The sequence below is a fragment of the Holdemania sp. 1001095H_141210_F2 genome, assembly GCF_015558105.1.
Classification (GTDB): Bacteria; Bacillota_I; Bacilli_A; order Erysipelotrichales; family Erysipelotrichaceae; genus Holdemania.
This window is the reverse complement of record NZ_JADNPO010000002.1, coordinates 170,474-188,476: the sequence shown is the minus strand read 5'-3', so window position 1 is coordinate 188,476 and position 18,003 is coordinate 170,474. Positions and strand designations below refer to the sequence as shown.

The window sequence follows — 18,003 nt, the reverse complement described above, 5'->3', positions numbered from 1 at the left end:
CATACATGAAACTCAGTACGAAATGTTTACTGACAACTTTCGGCGCCGCCGCTGCGGTGGGAACGGCGTATGCCGTGCAGCGCAAGGCTAATCAGCGAAAGCAGCGTTTTGATCAAGACGCCGGGTTTGAGCTGAAGGAATACCGGATGATCAATGGGATTCAACAGTATCTGGTGCACCGCACGGAGAACGATGAAAATCCGGTGCTGTTAGTTCTGCACGGCGGGCCGGGCGAATCCGCGATGCCGACGCGCTATCTGTATCAGCGCGAATGGGAAAAGTATTTCACGGTGGTGAATTGGGATCAGCGGCTGTGCGGCAAGACGCTGCAGATCAACGCCGATCAGAAGGAGGAGCTGGCTTCTTCGCTGACGCTGGATCAGCTGATCGAGGACACGCGTGAGATCTGCGATGTGCTGCGTGCGCAATATCATCAGGATAAGATTTTCATTCTCGGTCATTCCTGGGGCAGCGTGCTGGGCACGATGTTTGTTCGCAAGTATCCTGACCGCGTGAAAGCTTACGTCGGCGTCGGTCAGGTCGTCAGTATGCGGCGCAACGAAGAAACCGGCTATCAGAAAGTGCTGCAGAAAGCGCGGATCGCCGGAGCGGATCACGACGTCCAACGGCTGTTGGCACTGACGCCGTATCCCCAAACGCAATTTGATCAGGAAATGATGGATAAAATGATGGCCGTGCGCAGGCTGCAGCGGAAATATCATCTCGCTGCTCCAATCTCGCTGAAAGCTCTGTGGCAAATGCTGGTGGCGCCCGATGTCAACCCTGGCGAGTTCTCAGTCTACTTCAACCTTGATTTCAAGCTGCAGCTGCCGTTGCTTCAGGAACTGATGAGCTTTGATCTGGAAGCACTGGATCGGCATTACGAAGTCCCAGTGTACTATTTGTTAGGCGATCAGGACTGGCAGACGCCGTATCCGATCGCGCAGGAATACTTCGCGGGGATCGAAGCGCCGCGGAAGCAGCTGATCCTGATTCCGAATGCCGGACATAATACGATGATCGACCAGCCGGAGTTTTTCCTCAATGCGCTGCGCGCCGTCTTGTTAGCGTAGTCTTCATTTTTTATAAAAGGATGTGGGAAGCCATGTCCTTTTTTACAGGTAAAAGTAAAGAAGAAAGTTTGTTGCCAAGGGACAGATCACATTACGGGTTATGCTTCGGTTTCAAGACTGCCGCCGCAACCAGAAGAGTGCTTGATCTTCTGATGAAATTTCAGTTAAATCCGGCGATTGAAACTATAAGTCAGGCTCGAAACTTGGTAAAGGAAAGTTGGCAGGAAATCTCTTTTTTTGCCATGATCCGCTTCAAGGATCCCTGATCGCGCTGCCGCCTGCGGGGACCCGCGTTTGGGAAAATACGAAAAAAGCTCTCGAATGAGAGCTTTATTTACATATGGCGGAGAAAGAGGGAGTCGAACCCCCGCAGGCTTTCACCTCTGCCAGTTTTCGAAACTGGTCCCTTCGGCCACTTGGGTATTTCTCCGTGTGCCTTCTTATTATACAAAATTCTTTTCAAAAAATCGAGTCCTAAATGAAAAGAAATGCAAAAAAATTCAAAGGCGTTCAAAATGACGATGAATCGATTCCCTTCTCATTCAGATCACTTCATAGAAGATCGTTAATAAAATACTCAACGTCAGAAGCAGGCCGGCCAGCTTTAACACGAAGTGTCCGCTGTCTTTCCGCCGTGCTTTCTGTTTCTGCGCGTAATCGAAATACCGCTGCGGCTGCGTTTCGGGATGGCGCATCAACAGGTTCTTCGCCGACGAAAACGAATAGGACAGAAAATCAAAATAACCACCGTGAATCAAAAACTCCACCAGTCCCACGACAAGCAGAACCAGACTGAGGATCGACAGAACGTCGATAAACATCAATAACGGATTGTCAGAAAAAAAGGCGCACCCGGCGCTGAAAATCAACGCCGCCAAAGTGAAGCTCAATAAAGATTTAAGATTTTTTTTCATACGCTACCTCGGGGGCTATTATATCAAATCCCGCACGAAAGATGAAACTAATTTCACAAAATTGTCATATTTCATTCCAAATTTTTAAGGATATCATTCGCAACATTGGTACGATTTTTAGTCAATGCAGTAAAATTAAAGGTTTCATTTTTTCCATGATTGAAAATTGATTTTGAAAGGAATATACTAAGTGGCGTGCTTTAAACAAGGAGGGAGGTCGTGCTATGGAATCTGAGATCCTGGATCTGATTCAAGCGGATCAGAAGACGCGAAAAGCGGTAGAAGAAGCGCATCGGATGAAATTTGAGCTGAAGCGGAAAATTGCCGATACGGAAAAGCAGATCAGCGAAGACGCGTGGAAAGAAGTTCATCAGCGGGTCGACGCAAAAAAAGCCGAGCTGGATTATCAGATCAGCCAGGTGGAATCCGAGAATTTGAAGGAATATGAGCAGGAGCTGAAGCGGCTTCAGGCTCATTATCTGGAGAAAAAAGAGGAATGGCAGAAAGAACTGGTTCGCCGTTGCCTGGAAATTTGAACGTCCAGCATACGACCTAGTTAAAAAGGAGGGGTGCCATGGGAACCGCATCGAATGCAGCAATGGCGACCAAAGCCAAGGCGATGTTTGGAAAACGGCTGACGGCTTCGGATTACCAGCAGCTGCTGCAGAAGAAATCAATTCCGGAAATCGCTTCTTATCTTAAAAACGAAACGCTGTTTCGGGAAGCGCTGGAAGGATACAGTGAAACCGGGCTGCACCGCGGTCAGCTGGAAATGCTGATCCGGCGCGATCTGGGAACCCGGCTGTCCCGGCTTTTACGGTATGCCAGTACCAGTGGGGATAAGTTTTATCGCTACGGCATCATGATGAGCGAGGTTGAGCAGATCATGGCCTGCATCCGCGCCTTTAATGATGAGGACAACTACAAGATGATCGGCGAGCTGCCGCTGTATATCGAAAAGAGTACGTCGTTCGATATCCGGGCGCTGGCTCAGGTGCGCGATTTCAATGCGCTGCTGGAAGTGCTGGATAAAACGCCGTATGCCGATCTGATCCGTCCATTCTCCGTGACGGACATGGAGGAGTTTGATTATACGGCCTGCGAAAGCGTCCTGCAGAAGTATTTCTATGATCAGGTCATGAAGATCGTCGATCAGGAGTTCAGCGGCAAGGTGAAAAAGGAGATCCGGGAGATTTTCCTGACCCAGATCGAATTGGACAACATCACGCGGATCTATCGTTCCAAACGGTATTTCAACGCGACGCCCGCGCAGATCAAAAAAGTCATCAATCCGGTTTACCTGCGGATACCGAAGCGGGAATTGGAGGATATGATCGATCACTGCAACGCTGAGGAATTCATGGAACGGCTGGCCCGTTCCGCCTATCACAACTATCTGGATTCCTCCAACTTCGCGTACATTGAATATCACGCGCAGTCGATCAATTATAACCTGAACAAGCGGCACATGATGTTTTCGACCAATCCGGACATCGTGCTGATCGCGTATCTGGTATTGTCGGAAACGGAAATTCAAAACGTCGTTGATATTATCGAGGGTGTCCGCTATGGAATCCCGGCCGATAAGATTAACCGGCTGTTGATTTATTAAGAAGAAAGGGGGAGCTTATGTCAATCGTAAAAATGAAGCTGGCGACGGTGCATGCCGGAGCCGATCAGTTTCAGGACGTGCTGAAACGCTGCGTATCCTGCGCTCAGTTCCATCCGGAACCGGCGGCGCATCTGATCAACGATGAGAACGGCGGCAAGGCGCTGCAGGACGAAAATGTCTACAACGAATACCTGAACCAGCTGAAAAATATTGGCCATAGCGTCGGTTTCGAGCTGAAAGCCGGACCGGTCAGCCGCAGCTATGAAGAAGCGGAAATTGAAGCGTTTATCAAGGAAGTCAACGAGCAGTTCGCGCTGATCGCGGATACGCACGAGCTGATGACCTTGACGGACAATGATGAAATCGCTTTGGAAAAAGTGCGGAGCTATGGATTTGAGGCGATGCATGAGTGCCAGTATATTTCGTTCGGAATGGGCCGCCTGCCGGCTGAAAGCTTCAAGAAGCTGAGTCTGATCGAAAAGAAGAACTTCGTCGTTGAGGAGCTGCATAAAAGCGGCCAGTACGTCTGGATCCTGTATGCGACGTCCAACACCTTCGTTAAAGAAGTCAGAAAATGTATGGAAAGCCTGTTCATCGAGGAAATTCCGATCCCGCGCATCGACGGAAAGAAAATCCTGGAACAGTATAAGGAAAAGCTGACGGAGGTTTATTCCTATTGCGCTTATACCAGTGAAATCCGCAAGCTGTACCGCTATGTCGTGCAGGTGCAGGACGACTATCAGCTGGCTGGCTTTGTGCCGGAAAAATCAGCGGATCAGTTTGTCCGGCTGTTTGACGGGCTGAATGTCCGCGTCGATCTGGCTGAACCGGAAACGGCGCCGCAGCTGGTGCCGCCGACGATGCTGCACAACGTCTGGCTGTTCCGTCCGTTCGAGATGTTCGTCGAGATGTATGGTCTGCCGAATTATCATGACCTGGATCCGACGCCGTTTGTGGCCGTCACGTTCTGCCTGTTGTTCGGCATCATGTTCGGCGATCTCGGTCAGGGCGCGCTGCTTCTGATCGGCGGTCTGCTGCTGGAAAAAATCAAGCATAACCGGCTGGCCGGCATCGTCGGCCGGGCGGGATTGACGTCGATGATCTTCGGCTTCCTGTTCGGATCAGTCTTCGGCGTGGAAACACTGCTCAATCCAGTGCATCAGAGCCTGTTCGGCGTTCGCGAGAAGCTGTTTGAGGTCATGGACGCCAGCGCGACGATGCCGTTATTGATCGGCGCGGTTGCGATCGGCGCAGTGCTGATCCTGATGACGATGATCATCAATATCTATCTGAATATCAAGCGCAAAGAGATGGCGGAAGCGCTGTTCTCGCAGAACGGCGTGGCCGGATTTATTTTCTACGGCTATATCATTCTGTTTTTGATCGGCATGTTCATGCCGGATATGCTGCCGTTTAATCCGGGAAGCAAGCCGCTCATGATTTTGTTCATCGGCGTGCCGGTCGTCCTGTTCTTCATGAAGGAACCGTTAAACGGCTTAATGAAGGGCGAGGGGCTGACGCCGCATCAGGGCTGGGGCAACTTCGTGCTGGAAGAAGTGTTTGAAGTGCTGGAAATCATCCTGAGCTTCGTCACCAATTCCCTGTCTTACCTGCGTGTCGGCGGCTTCGTTCTGAGCCATGCCGGCATGATGCTCGTCGTCATGACGCTGGTCAAAATGACCGGCAACGCCGGACCGGTCGTCTTCGTGCTGGGCAACTTGTTTGTCATGGGCTTAGAAGGTCTGATCGTCGGCATTCAGACATTGCGTCTGGAATATTATGAAATGTTCAGCCGCTACTTTGTCGGCAACGGGAAGAAATTTACGATGATCTCATCGGAAAATGCATAAGGAGGAAAATAAACCATGTTAACATTACTTGAAATGCTGCTGCCTTTGATCGCCGTGATCCTGGTGATCGCTCCGCTGTTCTTCATCTACAAAAAGGGCGCTTCCGCTGAAAACCTGAAAACCAAGCTGATCGCGCAGATCTGCGTCTTCGGCGGCGTCTTCGTCTTAGCTGTCCTGTTCCAGTTCGGCGGCGTCCATGCGCTGGCGGAAGGTACGGCGGCCGCCAATTCCATCACCGGCACTTTAGCTCAGGGGATGGGCTTTATTGCAGCGGCGCTGGCGACGGGCTGTTCGGCAATCGGCGCCGGCTGGGCGGTGGCTTCCGCGGCTCCGGCAGCGATCGGAGCGATCTCGGAGAATTCGGAAAACTTTGGTAAGGCGATCATCTTCGTCGCGTTGGGCGAAGGTGTTGCGATCTACGGTCTGCTGATTTCCATCCTGATCATCAATAAGCTGTAAGATCGGGGATTGTCATGAAACTTTATTTGATCAGTGACAATATTGATACCCAGATGGGCATGCGCTTAGCCGGGGTCGAAGGCGTCGTGGTCCACGAACGGGACGAGGTGCTGGCCGCTTTGAACAAAGCGATTGAAAACCCCGAGATCGCGATCGTGTTAATGACGACGAAAATCGTCAACACCTGCCCGGACGTGGTATCCGATTACAAGCTGCGGCTGTCCAAGCCGCTGCTGGTCGAAATTCCAGATCGTCACGGGTCAGCCAAAATCGGAGAAACGATCGACCGCTACATCAGCGAAGCGATCGGCATCAAATTGTGAGGTGAAAACAATGGCAGAGAAGACAGAAGCGCTCACGGCTATCCTGGAGGACATTCAGGATCAGGCCGGCTTGGTTACCGATCAGATTCATTCTGAGGTGCAGCAGCTGCAGGACGAGGAGATTCATTTCTTCACGGAATCGCTGCATAAGGAAACCGGGCACTACGAAGAAAAAGAAATCAGCGAGCTGGAGCTGCTGCAAGCCACGAAGACCTCCCAAGCCAAGCTGAAAATCAAGCGGGATCTGCTGGCGCAGCGCCAGGCGATGGCCGCGGAACTGTTTGACCACGTGGCTGACGAGCTGAAAGCGTTCGTGGCTTCCTCCGCTTACGCGGATTTACTCGAAAAGAAGCTGGATAAGCACGCGAAGATCGCCGGCAAGGCCGGAACGTTCATCGTGCGCGAACAGGACGAAGCGCTGATGCGCGAAATCTTAAAGCGCAAGGGCTTTTCTCAGTCGGTGGAAACAGCGTATCTGGAATTTGGCGGATGGCGCTTTATGTGTCCGTCAGAGGGCTTTGAGATCGACGAAACGCTGGACAACGCATTAAGAAATCAGAAAGAGTGGTTCCAGAACAATTCCGGATTCACATTGTAATACGACAAAAACCGAGGTGAAGACATTGAATAACAATTTGATCTATTCAATCAACGGACCGGTTGTCACCGTCAAGGATTCCAAAGACTTTTCCATGCAGGAGATGGTCTTTGTCGGCAATAAGGAAATGATGGGGGAAGTCATCGGCATTGATGAACAGTACACGACGATTCAGGTGTACGAATCCACCACGGGTCTGAAACCGGGCGAACCGGTTCGGCCTTCCGGATCTCTGTTGTCTGCGACGCTGGGGCCGGGAATTCTGAAAAATATCTTCGACGGCATCGAACGTCCGTTAAAAGAGCTGATGGAAACCGAAGGCGCGTTCATTGCCGCCGGAACGACGGTTTCCCCGCTGGATGAAGAAAAACTGTGGGACGTGACGATGCAGGTCAAGCTGCACGACCGTTTGCGTCCGGGACAGATCTACGCGACCTGCCCGGAAACCGAGCTGATCGAGCATCGCTGCATGCTCAGTCCGATGCTTCCGGAAGGCGAGGTCATTTTCGTCGCTGAAAACGGTCAATTTCATATCAACGACGAGATCGTGCGGATCCGTGACGATCAGGGCGAAGAACATGCGCTGACGCTCACTCAGAAATGGCCGATCCGCAATCCGCGGCCGGTCGGCTATCGCAAGCCGATCACCCGTCCGCTGATCACCGGTCAGCGCGTCATCGACACGCTGTTCCCGATCGCCAAGGGCGGCGCAGCCGCCATTCCGGGCGGGTTTGGCTCGGGCAAGACGATGACCCAGCATCAGCTGGCGAAATGGTGCGACGCCGACATCATCGTGTATGTCGGCTGCGGCGAGCGCGGTAACGAAATGACTCAGGTTCTGGAGGAATTCACGGACCTGATCGACCCGAAAAGCAACAAGCCGCTGCTGGCGCGGACAGTCTTGATCGCCAATACGTCCAACATGCCGGTCGCGGCGCGTGAAGCGAGCATTTACACCGGCATCACGCTGGCGGAATATTACCGCGATATGGGCTATCACGTCGCGATCATGGCCGACTCCACCAGCCGGTGGGCGGAAGCGCTGCGTGAAATTTCTGGACGTCTGGAAGAAATGCCGGCGGAAGAAGGCTTCCCGGCGTATCTGCCGTCGCGGATCTCGCAGTTCTATGAACGTGCGGGCTATATCGAAACCTTAAACGGAGCCGAGGGTTCCGTCACGATTATCGGCGCAGTCTCGCCGCAGGGCGCGGACTTCTCCGAGCCGGTCACCCAGAATACCAAGCGGTTTGTGCGCTGCTTCTGGGCGCTGGATAAGTCGCTGGCATATGCCCGTCACTATCCGGCGATCAACTGGAACGACAGCTATTCCGAATATCTGGACGATCTGGCACGCTGGTACGACAAGAACGTCGACCATGAATTCAACGCGCTGCGTCAGGAAATTCAGGCGATCCTGCATGAAGAGAATCAGCTGATGGAAATCGTCAAGCTGATCGGCTCCGACGTGCTGCCGGAAGATCAGAAGCTGACGATGGAAATCGCCAAAGTGATCCGCGTCGGCTATCTGCAGCAGAATGCTTACCATCCAGCCGATACCTACGTGCCGTTTGAGAAGCAGTTCAAGATGCTGAAGATTATCTCGTATCTCAACGCACAGGCCAAAAAGCTGGTGGCCAGGCGGATTCCGGTATCGCTGATTGCCAAGACCGGAATTATCGACAAGGTCGTCAAGATTAAATACGACGTGCCGAATGATCAGCTGGAGCTTCTGGACGGTTATTTTGAGATGATCGATCAGGCTCTGGCCCAGGTGGAATAGGAGGAGAAAACAGATGAGCGTTCAATTAATGGGTTTGAATGAAATCAACGGTTCTCTTGTTGCCCTGGACAACGTCGAGGACGTCAGCAATGAAGAAATGGTTGAAATTGAGCTGACCGACGGCTCCGTGCGCAGCGGCCGTGTCGTCCAGATCGAGGGCCGACGCGCGATCATTCAGGTGTTTGAAGGCACGACCGGATTATCCAAAATCAACAACAAGACCCGTCTGTTAGGTCATCCGATGGAGCTGGCGGTGTCCCAGGAAATTCTGGGCCGGATCTTCAACGGCGCGGGCGAGCCGATCGACGGTTTGGGCGAGGTGTACGCGGAGAAGCGTCTGGATATCAACGGTCAGCCGCTCAATCCCGTTGCCCGGAAATATCCGCGCAATTATATCAACACCGGAATTTCTGCGATTGACGGTTTAAACACGCTGATCCGCGGGCAGAAGCTGCCGATTTTCTCCGGCTCCGGTATGCCGCATGACAAGCTGGCCGTTCAGATCGTCCGGCAGGCGCAGCTGGCCGAGGGTGATGGGAAGAACTTCGGCATCGTGTTCGGCGCGATGGGCGTCAAGAACGACGTCGCCGATTACTTCAAGCGCAGCTTTGAGGAAACCGGCGTCATGGAAAAGGTCGTCATGTTCATCAATCTGTCCAACGATCCGATTATCGAACGGACGCTGACCCCGCGCTGTGCTTTGACGGCCGCGGAGTATCTGGCGTTTGAAAAGAACATGCACATTCTGGTCATCTTAACGGATATGACCTCATATTGTGAGGCGCTGCGTGAAGTGTCCAGTTCCAAGGGCGAGATTCCGGGCCGTAAGGGATATCCGGGATATCTGTACTCCGATCTGGCTTCGCTGTATGAAAGAGCGGGGATTGTCGAGGGCGTGGAAGGCTCAGTCACGCAGATTCCGATCCTGACGATGCCCAACGACGACATCACCCATCCGATTCCGGACTTAACGGGCTATATCACCGAGGGCCAGATCGTACTGGACCGCTCGCTGCATCAGACCGGGATTTATCCGCCGATCGGCGTGTTGGCTTCCTTGTCCCGTCTGATGAAAGACGGCATCGGCGAAGGCTATACCCGCAAGGATCATGCCGACGTGTCCAACCAGCTGTTCGCCTGCTATGCCAAGGTGCAGGACGCGCGCTCGCTGGCTTCGGTTATCGGCGAGGATGAGCTGTCGGATATGGATAAGAAATACATGGCGTTCGGCCGGCTGTTTGAGAAGGTCTTCGTCGGTCAGGGCTTTGATTCCAAGCGTTCGATCAACGAAACGCTGGATCTGGGCTGGGCGCTGTTGTCCACGCTGCCGATCGAAGCGCTGGATCGTCTGGATCCGGAAGTCATCAAGGGAAATTACGATCCGAAGCGGGCCGCGCGGATGCTGAATCTAAGCGGTCAGGAGTAGGCTTATGGAAAACAAGGTATTCCCGACCAAGGGCAACCTGATCGCGTCCAAAAAGTCGCTGGCGCTGGCCCGGATGGGCTATGATCTGCTGGACCGCAAACGGAACGTGCTGATCCGCGAAATGATGCAGTTAGTCGATAAAGTTAAAATGCTGCGTGACGAGATTACCCAGAGCTATGCGACGGCGTATTATCTTCTGCAGCAGGCCAACGTCTCAACCGGCATTATCTCCGATATCGCCGCCAGCGTGCATGTCGAAACCGGCGTGCATGTCACCTACCGCTCAGTCATGGGCGTTGAGGTGCCGTCCGTCAGCATCGAACCGTCGGAAACGAAAATGGAGTATGGCTTTGAAGGCACGAACTCCCGTGTCGATGAAGCGTACCTGCAGTTTCACCGCGTCAAGGAGCTGACGATCATCCTGGCGGAGGTCGACAACAGCGTGTACCGGCTGGCTAATGCGATCCGCAAGACGCAGAAGCGGGCCAACGCGCTGAAGAATATCAGTATTCCGAATCTGGAAGCGACCGTGAAATTCATCACAGAATCGCTGGAAGAAAAAGACCGTGAGGAATTCTCCCGCCTGAAGGTCATCAAGGCGAACAAGGCGAAGGAAACCGCCGTCGAATAAATGGTAAAAAACCGCAGAAATCCGCAAATAAGGCCGGATTCGCTGCGGTTTTTTTGGGGTTTGGCGTATAATAAGGGACACGAGGGAGGATGAGCGGCAATGCGGATAGGTTTGATCTCGGATACGCACAACGTCCTGCGTCCGCAGGTAATCGAACTGTTAAAAACTTGCGATGCAATCTGGCATGCGGGCGATTTCTGCGAACCGGAAATCTGGGAAGCGCTGAACGCGCTGAAACCGCTGCGCGGCGTGCAGGGCAACAATGACGAAGATCCTTTTTTTGAACGGCTGCCTACTATCGACGAGTTTGACTGCGGAGGGCTGCATATTGCGATGGCGCACAGCCGACGTTCGCTGGATTGCGTGCGGGCTGATCTGAAAATTTTCGGTCATTCCCACCAGTTTTGCGACGAGCAGCTTAAAACGGTGCGCTGGCTGAATCCCGGCAGCTGCGGGCGAAAGCGGTTTAATCTGGAGCTGACGATGATGATATTGACAATTAAGGATCAGAAGCTGCAGGTCGAGCGGATCGATCTTAGCCGCTAAGAAGTCCGGCTGCGGCGAGCTTTGCCGCAGCTTCGACCTTGAACCGGAAATCAAAAAAAGAACGGAACTCTGAAATCAAAGTTCTGTTCTTTTTTCTATGTTTCCGGCAGCCAGGCCGCTTTCATAATGCTCCATGATTTTAAATCATGAAACTTCGCAGCTTACAATCCAGCCAGCTGACGGATCTTGTCTTCGCTTAGCCGCCAGGTCGTCCATTCCGTCAGGCCTTCTGCGCCCAGATTTTGATAAAAGGCGATCGACGGAGCGTTCCAGTTGAGGCATACCCATTCCATCCGGCCACAGCGGCGCTCGACGGCGATTTCCGCCAGCCGTTTGAAGAACGCTTTGCCGTAGCCGCGGCCGCGTTTTTCCTGCAGGACGTACAAATCTTCCAGATACAATCCTTTCCGGCCGACAAACGTTGAGAAGTTGTGGAAATACAATGCAAAGCCAACGACCTGACCGTCCTCCTCACCTAACAGTACTTCCGCCCGGCGTTCGACGAACAGCTGGTCGTAAAGGGTGGCGTCGTCCCAGACGACCTCATCGCTCATTTTTTCATATTCCGCAATCAGCCGGATGAACCGGCCGATCGTCGCGCAGTCTTCCGGCTGCGCCTGTCTGATTGTAAAACCCATGATGTCCCTCCTGATCTCATTCTGGAATCTATTGTACCGAATTTCAGACCGGATGACCATCCCTTTTCTTCCAAAGAGTGCCAGAGGAATGCGGGAATATTCCTCTGCGGGCCGGGAAAACTTCCATTACGCACATCAGGAGGGTCCGGGTCAATGGGTAAATATAAAGTAGAGATCTGCGGCGTCAACACGGCGACGCTGCCGGTTTTAAAGAGTCAGCAGATGACGGAGCTGTTCGTTCAGCTGCAAAACGGCGATTTGTCAGCCAAGGAGAAGCTGATCAACGGCAATCTCAAGCTTGTTCTGTCGATCGTCCAGCGCTTTGCGCACCGCACGGAAAACATGGACGATTTGTTTCAGATCGGCTGCATCGGACTGATCAAGGCGATTGATAATTTCGATCTTTCCCATGAAGTCCGCTTTTCAACCTACGCCGTCCCGATGATCATCGGCGAGATCAAGCGTTATCTGCGGGACAACCAGATGATCCGGGTCTCGCGGCATCTGAAGGATCTGGCATACAAGGTATTGAAGGAAAAAGAAGCGTTCATCCATGCGAATCAGCGTGAGCCTTCGCTGGCGGAACTGGCGGAGATCATGGGCGTCAAGGAAAAAGAGATCGCCGAAAGTCTGGAATCGCTGCAGAGCGTCGTCAGCATCTTTGAGCCGATCTACAACGACGACGGCGACACGTTGTACCTGCTGGATCAGATCAAGGATGATCACGATGAGATCGGCAAGCTTTCCAGTCTGATCGCACTGAAGGAAAGCATGAAGCATTTGAGCGATAAGGAAGCCCAGATTATCAACAAGCGCTACTATCAAGGCCAGACGCAGACAGAAATCGCCTCTGAACTGGGAATTTCCCAGGCCCAGGTGTCGCGCCTGGAAAAAAGCGCGCTGCAATGTCTGAAAAAGAATTTCTGACCCTTTTCGATTTTTTTAGAGTCGATTCGATCGTTTGCACAAAAATCCGCCGGCGGCATACACTGAAAACAGGTGATAACTATGAAATTCAGTGAACTGCAGGACAAACAGGTCGTCAATGTTCAGGACGGCACCCTGATCGGCCGCGTCGAAGATTTGGACGTATCGCTGACCAACTACCAGGTTCAATCGTTTCTCGTCGGCAGGAATACCGGCTGGCTTCGTTCGTTGTTCGCGTTTTTATTTCCGCCGGCGCGGATCATCGTCTGCCTGGATCAGGTCGTCAGCGTCGGTGAAGATGTGATCCTGATCCATCCGCGGACCAAGAGCGGCAAGGGGAAGGAGTAAACGGCTGGAAAGCTTTGGAAAACAGAAGCCGGAATTTCGTTCTTTTTCGCTAAAATTCGTGTGAAAAAGGCGGTTGAAATCCTTTCATTTCTGTGAACTCGGTATTCCCTTGCGCAGATTTATGATATAATGAACGAGAACTAAAGGAAGGTGCAAACCATGGGAGTATTAGATAAAATGAAGAATTTCATCGCTCCGGTCGACGATGATTACGATGAGGAAGAACTGGAAGTAGAAGAAGACGAGATCGCCGTTCCCGTCAAATATGAACAGCCGCAGACGAAAGGCGTAACCAAGCTCGCTTCGGATACGAAAATGGTTTTGTTTGAGCCGCGTTCGTTTGACGAAGCCGAGGAAGTCGCGAAGCATTTGAAGGAAAGACGCGCCGCCGTTGTCAATCTGCACCGGCTGCAGCGGGAATACGCGCAGCGCACGATCGACTTTTTAACGGGCGTTGTGTTCGCGCTGGACGGAACGATTCAGAAGATCGGCCACAACGTCATTTTGTGCACGCCGAAGTCCATTGCCGTTCATGGGGAAATCACCCTGGACAGCAATGAAGAATAGTGCGGACCCCGCATTTTTCGGAGTCGGACGAAGCCGCGCTGCAGGCCCGGCTGGAAGACTGGATTGATCAGTGCAGGACGCGCCGCAAGCCGGTGCGCTCCTGTTTTCTTTCGCCTTCCCAACAGGAAGCGCTAAAACCGTTTCTGCCGTGGGATCTGGCGTACCGCTGGGACGGCGGCTGTGCGGAGGCGGAGCGGAAAAAGCTGATCCTGGCTCCGGAGGAAGACGCGTGCGTCAGCGACATCGTCTGTTTGACCGCGCGGATTTCGGATAAATTTGTGCAGGTAAAGCATCCCGATGTTTTAGGCGCGCTGATGAACCTGGATCTCGACCGCTCGCAATTTGGGGATCTGTGGGTTGAGCCGGGCCGGATTGTGATCTATACCAGCGAAGAGCTGGCGGATTACGTTTGTATGAATCTGACGCGGATTCATAAGCTGTCGATCCGTCTGGAACGCTCGTCGATGATGTATGAGCCGGTCGTAAAGAAGCAGGCGCTGACGGTGATCGTCACGGCGCTGCGGCTGGACTGCGTGATCGCGGGATTATGCCGGATGTCACGGGCGAAGGCGCAGGATTTGATCCGGGCGCAGAGAGTGTCGGTGAATCACAAAATTCTTGATGAATGCGACTTTCTGTGTCATAATGAAGACACGATTTCCGTGCGCGGGTACGGGCGTTTTGTGCTGAAAGGCCAGCGCGGTCAGACCCGCAGCGACCGGATCGTCGCTGAATTCGAACAGTATGTTTAAAAGGAGGGATTTCTTTGGAACCGGGAACACCGAAATTCCGAGTGATGAAAAACGGATACGACCGCTTTGCCGTCGACGACGCGGTTGACCGGTATGTCCGGGAAATTGATTCTCTGAAAAAACAGCTGGATCTGACCAGCCGTCAGATTCAATCCGCCAACGAACAGCTGGCGGTGATCCGTCAGCGTTATCAAACGTTGGTCAGCGAACTGACCGTGAAGGAAAAGGCGGCCGATGATATCGCGCGCCTGGCCCTCAAGGAAGCCAACACGATCATCGAAACCGCACAGAACAACGCGGATGCGATCGTGAGCGAAGCGCTGACGACCGCCCGGATCATCCTGAACGACCTCTCGCGCATCGCGTCGGAGGCGACGGAGATGAAGGGCGATATGCAGGAACAGCTGTCCTCGCTGATGGGGATGCTGGATCAGTTTGAAATTCCGCCGGTTCCGAAATCGGAATGGCTGAATCAGGAAAAGCTTTGATGCAGGACGCGCCGGTTCCACGGCAACGGGAGTGCAGAGAGTCTGCGGGTTGGTGAAACGCAGAACCCCGGGTGGACAGGACATCACCTGCGAGCTGTCTTTTTGAAATGAGTAGGAAAGACCGCGGCTCAGCGTTATGAGAGAAGCGCATTCTTCCCCTGAAGGCGGAAGGGTGAACAAAGGTGGTACCGCGCAGAACTGCGTCCTTTTCTAAGGGCGCTTTTTTATTGTTGAGGAGGTAGAGGACATGGATTACAAAAACACACTGCTGATGCCGAATACGAAGTTCGAGATGAGAGGCAAGCTGCCGACGAAAGAACCCGGCTATCAGACCCGCTGGAAAGAACAGGACATCTACGAAAAAATGCTGGCGAAGCGCGAGGGCTGCGAAGCGTTCGTGCTGCATGACGGGCCGCCGTATGCCAACGGCGATATCCATCTGGGCCACGCGTTAAACAAGATTTTAAAGGATGTCATTGTGCGCTCGCATTACATGGCCGGCTACAAGGTACCGTACATTCCGGGCTGGGATACCCACGGTCTGCCGATTGAAACGGCGATCACCAAGCTGGGCTACGACCGCAAGAAGATGGAGCTGTCGGCATTCCGCAAGCTTTGTTACGATTATGCTCTGGAACAGGTTGAACGGCAGAAGGCTGGTTTCCTGGCGCTGGGCGTGGTCGGTGATTACGATCATCCTTACATCACATTAAAGAAGGAATTTGAAGCGCATCAGATCCAGATCTTCGGTCAGATGGCGATGGACGGTCTGATCTACAAGGGCTTAAAGCCGGTCTACTGGTCCCCGTCCAGCGAATCGGCCTTAGCGGAAGCGGAAATCGAATACAAGGACATCAAGTCGCCGACGATCTTCGTCAAGTTTGCGGTGAAGGACGGCAAGGGCCTCCTCGATAACGAGACTTCGTTTGTGATCTGGACGACGACACCGTGGACAATCCCGGCCAACCTGGCGATCTGTCTGAATCCGGAGCTGACCTACGCGTTAGTGGACAGCGAAAAGGGCAAGCTGATCGTATTGGAAGAACTGGTCGACACGCTGTGGGCCAAGTTCGGATTGGAAAAGAAAGACATCATCAAGACCTTCAAGGGCCGAGAGCTGGAGATGATCACCTGCCAGCATCCGCTCTATGACCGTGAGTCGTTAGTCATCCTGGGCGATCACGTCACCGCCGACGCCGGCACCGGCTGTGTTCATACGGCTCCGGGCTTCGGTGCGGACGACTTCTTTGTCGGTCAGAAATACGGCCTGCCGGCTTATTGCAACGTCGATGAGCACGGCTGCATGATGGAGGATGCCGGGGACTGGCTGAAGGGCCAGTACGTCGATGACGCCAACAAGACCGTTGCCAACCGCCTGGACGAGCTGGGCGCACTGCTGAAGCTGGAATGGATTACCCACTCCTACCCGCATGACTGGCGGACGAAAAAACCGATCATTTTCCGTGCCACGACGCAGTGGTTCGCTTCGATCGACAAAATCCGCACCGAGCTGCTTCAGCAGATCGACAACGTTGACTGGATTCCGAAGTGGGGCCAGCAGCGCATGCACAACATGATCGCCGACCGCGGCGACTGGTGCATTTCCCGCCAGCGCGCCTGGGGCGTTCCGATTCCGATCTTCTATAATGAAGACGGCACGCCGATCATGGAAAAGGCAGTCTTTGAACATGTCGCCGATCTGTTCCGCGAGCATGGAAGCAATATCTGGTTTGAGAAGGATGCGAAGGAGCTGCTTCCGGAAGGCTACACCAATCCGGCATCCCCGAACGGTGAATTTACAAAGGAAACCGACACGATGGACGTCTGGTTTGACTCCGGTTCCTCGCATACCGGCGCGATGATCGAGCGTGGGTTGGGCTATCCGGCCGACCTGTACTTTGAAGGCAGCGACCAGTACCGTGGCTGGTTCAACTCGTCGCTGATCGTTGGCACGGCCGTGCATGGTCAGGCGCCGTACAAGCAGGTGTTAAGCCATGGCTTTGTCATGGACGGCAAGGGCGTCAAGATGAGCAAGTCGCAGTGGAACGCTGTTGCGCCGGGTGAAATCACGAAGAAATACGGCGCTGATATCCTGCGTTTGTGGGCAGCCAGCGTCGATTACCAGGCCGACTGCAGCATGTCCGAGGAAATTCTGAAGCAGATCAGTGAGAACTACCGCAAGGTCAGAAATACGTTCCGCTTCTTACTGGCAAATATCAACAACGAAGATGACTTCACAAAAGCCGACCTCGTTGCGGTCAGCGAGCTGCCGAAGCTTGATCAGTACATGCTGGCGCTGCTCGACGAGGTTAACGCGAAATGCCAGCTGGCCTATCAGGAATATCGCTTCTCCGACGTTACAACGCTGCTGACAAACCTGATGACGAATGAATTCTCGGCTTATTATCTCGATTTCACCAAGGATATCCTGTATATCGAGAAGAAGGACTCCCCGCGCCGACGTCAGGTTCAGACTGTGCTGTATCACGCAGTCAACGTTTTAGTCCGGCTGTGGGCGCCGATTCTTGTCCATACTGCGGAGGAGGTCAACGATTTCTTTAAGGGTGAGGAAGAAAGCATTCATCTGGGCCGGTTTGCGGAACCGTTTAACATTGCGGACGCCGAAGCCTTAAAGGCCAAGATCGGCCGGCTGATGCAGATCCGTTCCGATATCTTTAAAGCGTTGGAAGAAGCCCGCGCGGAGAAGGTCATTGGCAAGTCATTAGAGGCGGAAGTGCTGGTCAACGTCAGCGACGAGGACCGCGCCTTGATCGCGGAGCTGTGCGGCGATCAGTTCCACCAGTGGCTGATTGTCTCGAAGGTCAGCTTCTCAATCGACGAGCTGAAACCGTATGACGTCTGCCAGGTTGAAATTGTCAAGGCAGAAGGCACGGTCTGCCCGCGCTGCTGGAATATTTCCGATCAGGCCGATGAGGAAGGACTGTGTCCGCGCTGCCGCAAGGTGCTCGGCCTGTAAGTCTTGTTCACTCATTTAAGATCCCGTTCGCGGGGTCTTTTTTATCCCTTTCTCTAACGATGGAATTTTTATTCCTTAACGTGAACGCCTGCTT

The 18,003-nt window shown here is 53.2% G+C and carries 19 protein-coding genes and 1 tRNA gene; 17 read left to right on the top strand and 3 right to left on the bottom strand.

The window, feature by feature from the left end; genetic code table 11:
- The first annotated feature begins 5 nt into the window (after positions 1-5).
- Entirely contained in the window at positions 6-1,073 is a 1,068-nt protein-coding gene (locus I2G61_RS02255) for an alpha/beta fold hydrolase (RefSeq protein WP_083538426.1), read from the top strand.
- A 341-nt stretch (positions 1,074-1,414) separates the two neighbouring features.
- Here the strand turns inward: I2G61_RS02255 and I2G61_RS02250 are convergent.
- Together I2G61_RS02250 and I2G61_RS02245 are read right to left on the bottom strand one after the other, a co-directional pair.
- A tRNA-Ser gene (locus I2G61_RS02250) sits at positions 1,415-1,503 on the bottom strand.
- A 112-nt stretch (positions 1,504-1,615) separates the two neighbouring features.
- Complete coding sequence (locus I2G61_RS02245; RefSeq protein ID WP_072683587.1) at positions 1,616-1,987, bottom strand: DUF3899 domain-containing protein; 372 nt, start codon at positions 1,985-1,987, stop codon at positions 1,616-1,618.
- 224 nt (positions 1,988-2,211) lie between these two features.
- Here I2G61_RS02245 and I2G61_RS02240 point away from each other — a divergent pair, with 224 nt between their 5' ends.
- From I2G61_RS02240 to I2G61_RS02195, 10 genes are all read left to right on the top strand, one after another.
- Complete coding sequence (locus tag I2G61_RS02240) at positions 2,212-2,523, top strand: hypothetical protein (RefSeq protein WP_072683586.1); 312 nt, start codon at positions 2,212-2,214, stop codon at positions 2,521-2,523.
- 38 nt (positions 2,524-2,561) lie between these two features.
- Complete coding sequence (locus I2G61_RS02235; RefSeq protein ID WP_072683585.1) at positions 2,562-3,599, top strand: V-type ATPase subunit; 1,038 nt, start codon at positions 2,562-2,564, stop codon at positions 3,597-3,599.
- Between the two features lie 17 nt (positions 3,600-3,616).
- A complete protein-coding gene (locus I2G61_RS02230) occupies positions 3,617-5,449 on the top strand; it encodes a V-type ATP synthase subunit I (protein WP_195547858.1) in 1,833 nt (610 codons plus the stop codon).
- A gap of 15 nt (positions 5,450-5,464) precedes the next feature.
- On the top strand, positions 5,465-5,908 hold the full coding sequence (locus tag I2G61_RS02225) for an ATP synthase subunit C (protein ID WP_006060813.1): 444 nt from the start codon (positions 5,465-5,467) through the stop codon (positions 5,906-5,908).
- A gap of 14 nt (positions 5,909-5,922) precedes the next feature.
- Positions 5,923-6,231, top strand: a complete 309-nt coding sequence (locus tag I2G61_RS02220; protein ID WP_072683583.1) for a V-type ATP synthase subunit F — start codon at positions 5,923-5,925, stop codon at positions 6,229-6,231.
- 10 nt (positions 6,232-6,241) lie between these two features.
- Entirely contained in the window at positions 6,242-6,829 is a 588-nt protein-coding gene (locus I2G61_RS02215; protein ID WP_072683582.1) for a V-type ATP synthase subunit E, read from the top strand.
- Between the two features lie 25 nt (positions 6,830-6,854).
- On the top strand, positions 6,855-8,609 hold the full coding sequence (locus tag I2G61_RS02210) for a V-type ATP synthase subunit A (protein ID WP_072683581.1): 1,755 nt from the start codon (positions 6,855-6,857) through the stop codon (positions 8,607-8,609).
- Between the two features lie 13 nt (positions 8,610-8,622).
- Positions 8,623-10,035: a V-type ATP synthase subunit B gene (locus I2G61_RS02205; protein ID WP_072683580.1), complete on the top strand. Its 1,413-nt coding sequence runs from the start codon at positions 8,623-8,625 to the stop codon at positions 10,033-10,035.
- A 4-nt stretch (positions 10,036-10,039) separates the two neighbouring features.
- Positions 10,040-10,666 (top strand): V-type ATP synthase subunit D, encoded by a 627-nt coding sequence (locus I2G61_RS02200; protein ID WP_006060818.1) that lies wholly within the window; start codon positions 10,040-10,042, stop codon positions 10,664-10,666.
- A 99-nt stretch (positions 10,667-10,765) separates the two neighbouring features.
- Positions 10,766-11,212, top strand: a complete 447-nt coding sequence (locus I2G61_RS02195) for a metallophosphoesterase family protein (RefSeq protein ID WP_072683579.1) — start codon at positions 10,766-10,768, stop codon at positions 11,210-11,212.
- A 161-nt stretch (positions 11,213-11,373) separates the two neighbouring features.
- On the opposite strand, the gene I2G61_RS02190 is transcribed toward I2G61_RS02195, so the two are convergent.
- Positions 11,374-11,850 (bottom strand): GNAT family N-acetyltransferase, encoded by a 477-nt coding sequence (locus tag I2G61_RS02190; protein ID WP_072683578.1) that lies wholly within the window; start codon positions 11,848-11,850, stop codon positions 11,374-11,376.
- A 153-nt stretch (positions 11,851-12,003) separates the two neighbouring features.
- On the opposite strand from I2G61_RS02190, the gene sigG reads away from it, so the two are divergent.
- The 6 genes from sigG to ileS all read left to right on the top strand — a co-directional run bounded on the left by sigG (position 12,004) and on the right by ileS (position 17,909).
- The gene (sigG, locus tag I2G61_RS02185) at positions 12,004-12,777 is read left to right on the top strand and encodes an RNA polymerase sporulation sigma factor SigG (protein WP_072683577.1); all 774 of its coding nucleotides are present in this window, start codon (positions 12,004-12,006) and stop codon (positions 12,775-12,777) included.
- Between the two features lie 81 nt (positions 12,778-12,858).
- Positions 12,859-13,125, top strand: coding sequence for a YlmC/YmxH family sporulation protein (locus I2G61_RS02180; RefSeq protein WP_072683576.1), 267 nt, complete (start codon positions 12,859-12,861; stop codon positions 13,123-13,125).
- Positions 13,126-13,284: 159 nt separating this feature from the next.
- Positions 13,285-13,692, top strand: a complete 408-nt coding sequence (locus I2G61_RS02175; RefSeq protein WP_117892855.1) for a cell division protein SepF — start codon at positions 13,285-13,287, stop codon at positions 13,690-13,692.
- Positions 13,692-14,444: an RNA-binding protein gene (locus tag I2G61_RS02170; protein ID WP_117892852.1), complete on the top strand. Its 753-nt coding sequence runs from the start codon at positions 13,692-13,694 to the stop codon at positions 14,442-14,444. Before I2G61_RS02175 ends, I2G61_RS02170 begins: the two co-directional genes overlap by 1 nt.
- Before the next feature lie 14 nt (positions 14,445-14,458).
- Positions 14,459-14,932, top strand: a complete 474-nt coding sequence (locus I2G61_RS02165; RefSeq protein ID WP_050767002.1) for a DivIVA domain-containing protein — start codon at positions 14,459-14,461, stop codon at positions 14,930-14,932.
- Positions 14,933-15,179: 247 nt separating this feature from the next.
- Entirely contained in the window at positions 15,180-17,909 is a 2,730-nt protein-coding gene (gene ileS / locus I2G61_RS02160) for an isoleucine--tRNA ligase (protein ID WP_072683572.1), read from the top strand.
- Positions 17,910-18,003: the final 94 nt, after the last annotated feature.

What these genes read in the sequence shown, in the direction of transcription:
- I2G61_RS02220 (WP_072683583.1), top strand. Translation starts at nt 5,923, where the DNA reads ATGAAACTTTATTTGATCAGTGACAATATTGATACCCAGATGGGCATG.
- I2G61_RS02195 (WP_072683579.1), top strand. Translation starts at nt 10,766, where the DNA reads ATGCGGATAGGTTTGATCTCGGATACGCACAACGTCCTGCGTCCGCAG.
- I2G61_RS02255 (WP_083538426.1), top strand. Translation starts at nt 6, where the DNA reads ATGAAACTCAGTACGAAATGTTTACTGACAACTTTCGGCGCCGCCGCT.
- I2G61_RS02225 (WP_006060813.1), top strand. Translation starts at nt 5,465, where the DNA reads ATGTTAACATTACTTGAAATGCTGCTGCCTTTGATCGCCGTGATCCTG.
- I2G61_RS02175 (WP_117892855.1), top strand. Translation starts at nt 13,285, where the DNA reads ATGGGAGTATTAGATAAAATGAAGAATTTCATCGCTCCGGTCGACGAT.
- sigG (WP_072683577.1), top strand. Translation starts at nt 12,004, where the DNA reads ATGGGTAAATATAAAGTAGAGATCTGCGGCGTCAACACGGCGACGCTG.
- I2G61_RS02215 (WP_072683582.1), top strand. Translation starts at nt 6,242, where the DNA reads ATGGCAGAGAAGACAGAAGCGCTCACGGCTATCCTGGAGGACATTCAG.
- I2G61_RS02230 (WP_195547858.1), top strand. Translation starts at nt 3,617, where the DNA reads ATGTCAATCGTAAAAATGAAGCTGGCGACGGTGCATGCCGGAGCCGAT.
- I2G61_RS02205 (WP_072683580.1), top strand. Translation starts at nt 8,623, where the DNA reads ATGAGCGTTCAATTAATGGGTTTGAATGAAATCAACGGTTCTCTTGTT.
- I2G61_RS02200 (WP_006060818.1), top strand. Translation starts at nt 10,040, where the DNA reads ATGGAAAACAAGGTATTCCCGACCAAGGGCAACCTGATCGCGTCCAAA.
- ileS (WP_072683572.1), top strand. Translation starts at nt 15,180, where the DNA reads ATGGATTACAAAAACACACTGCTGATGCCGAATACGAAGTTCGAGATG.
- I2G61_RS02180 (WP_072683576.1), top strand. Translation starts at nt 12,859, where the DNA reads ATGAAATTCAGTGAACTGCAGGACAAACAGGTCGTCAATGTTCAGGAC.
- I2G61_RS02240 (WP_072683586.1), top strand. Translation starts at nt 2,212, where the DNA reads ATGGAATCTGAGATCCTGGATCTGATTCAAGCGGATCAGAAGACGCGA.
- I2G61_RS02245 (WP_072683587.1), bottom strand. Translation starts at nt 1,987, where the DNA reads ATGAAAAAAAATCTTAAATCTTTATTGAGCTTCACTTTGGCGGCGTTG.
- I2G61_RS02235 (WP_072683585.1), top strand. Translation starts at nt 2,562, where the DNA reads ATGGGAACCGCATCGAATGCAGCAATGGCGACCAAAGCCAAGGCGATG.
- I2G61_RS02190 (WP_072683578.1), bottom strand. Translation starts at nt 11,850, where the DNA reads ATGGGTTTTACAATCAGACAGGCGCAGCCGGAAGACTGCGCGACGATC.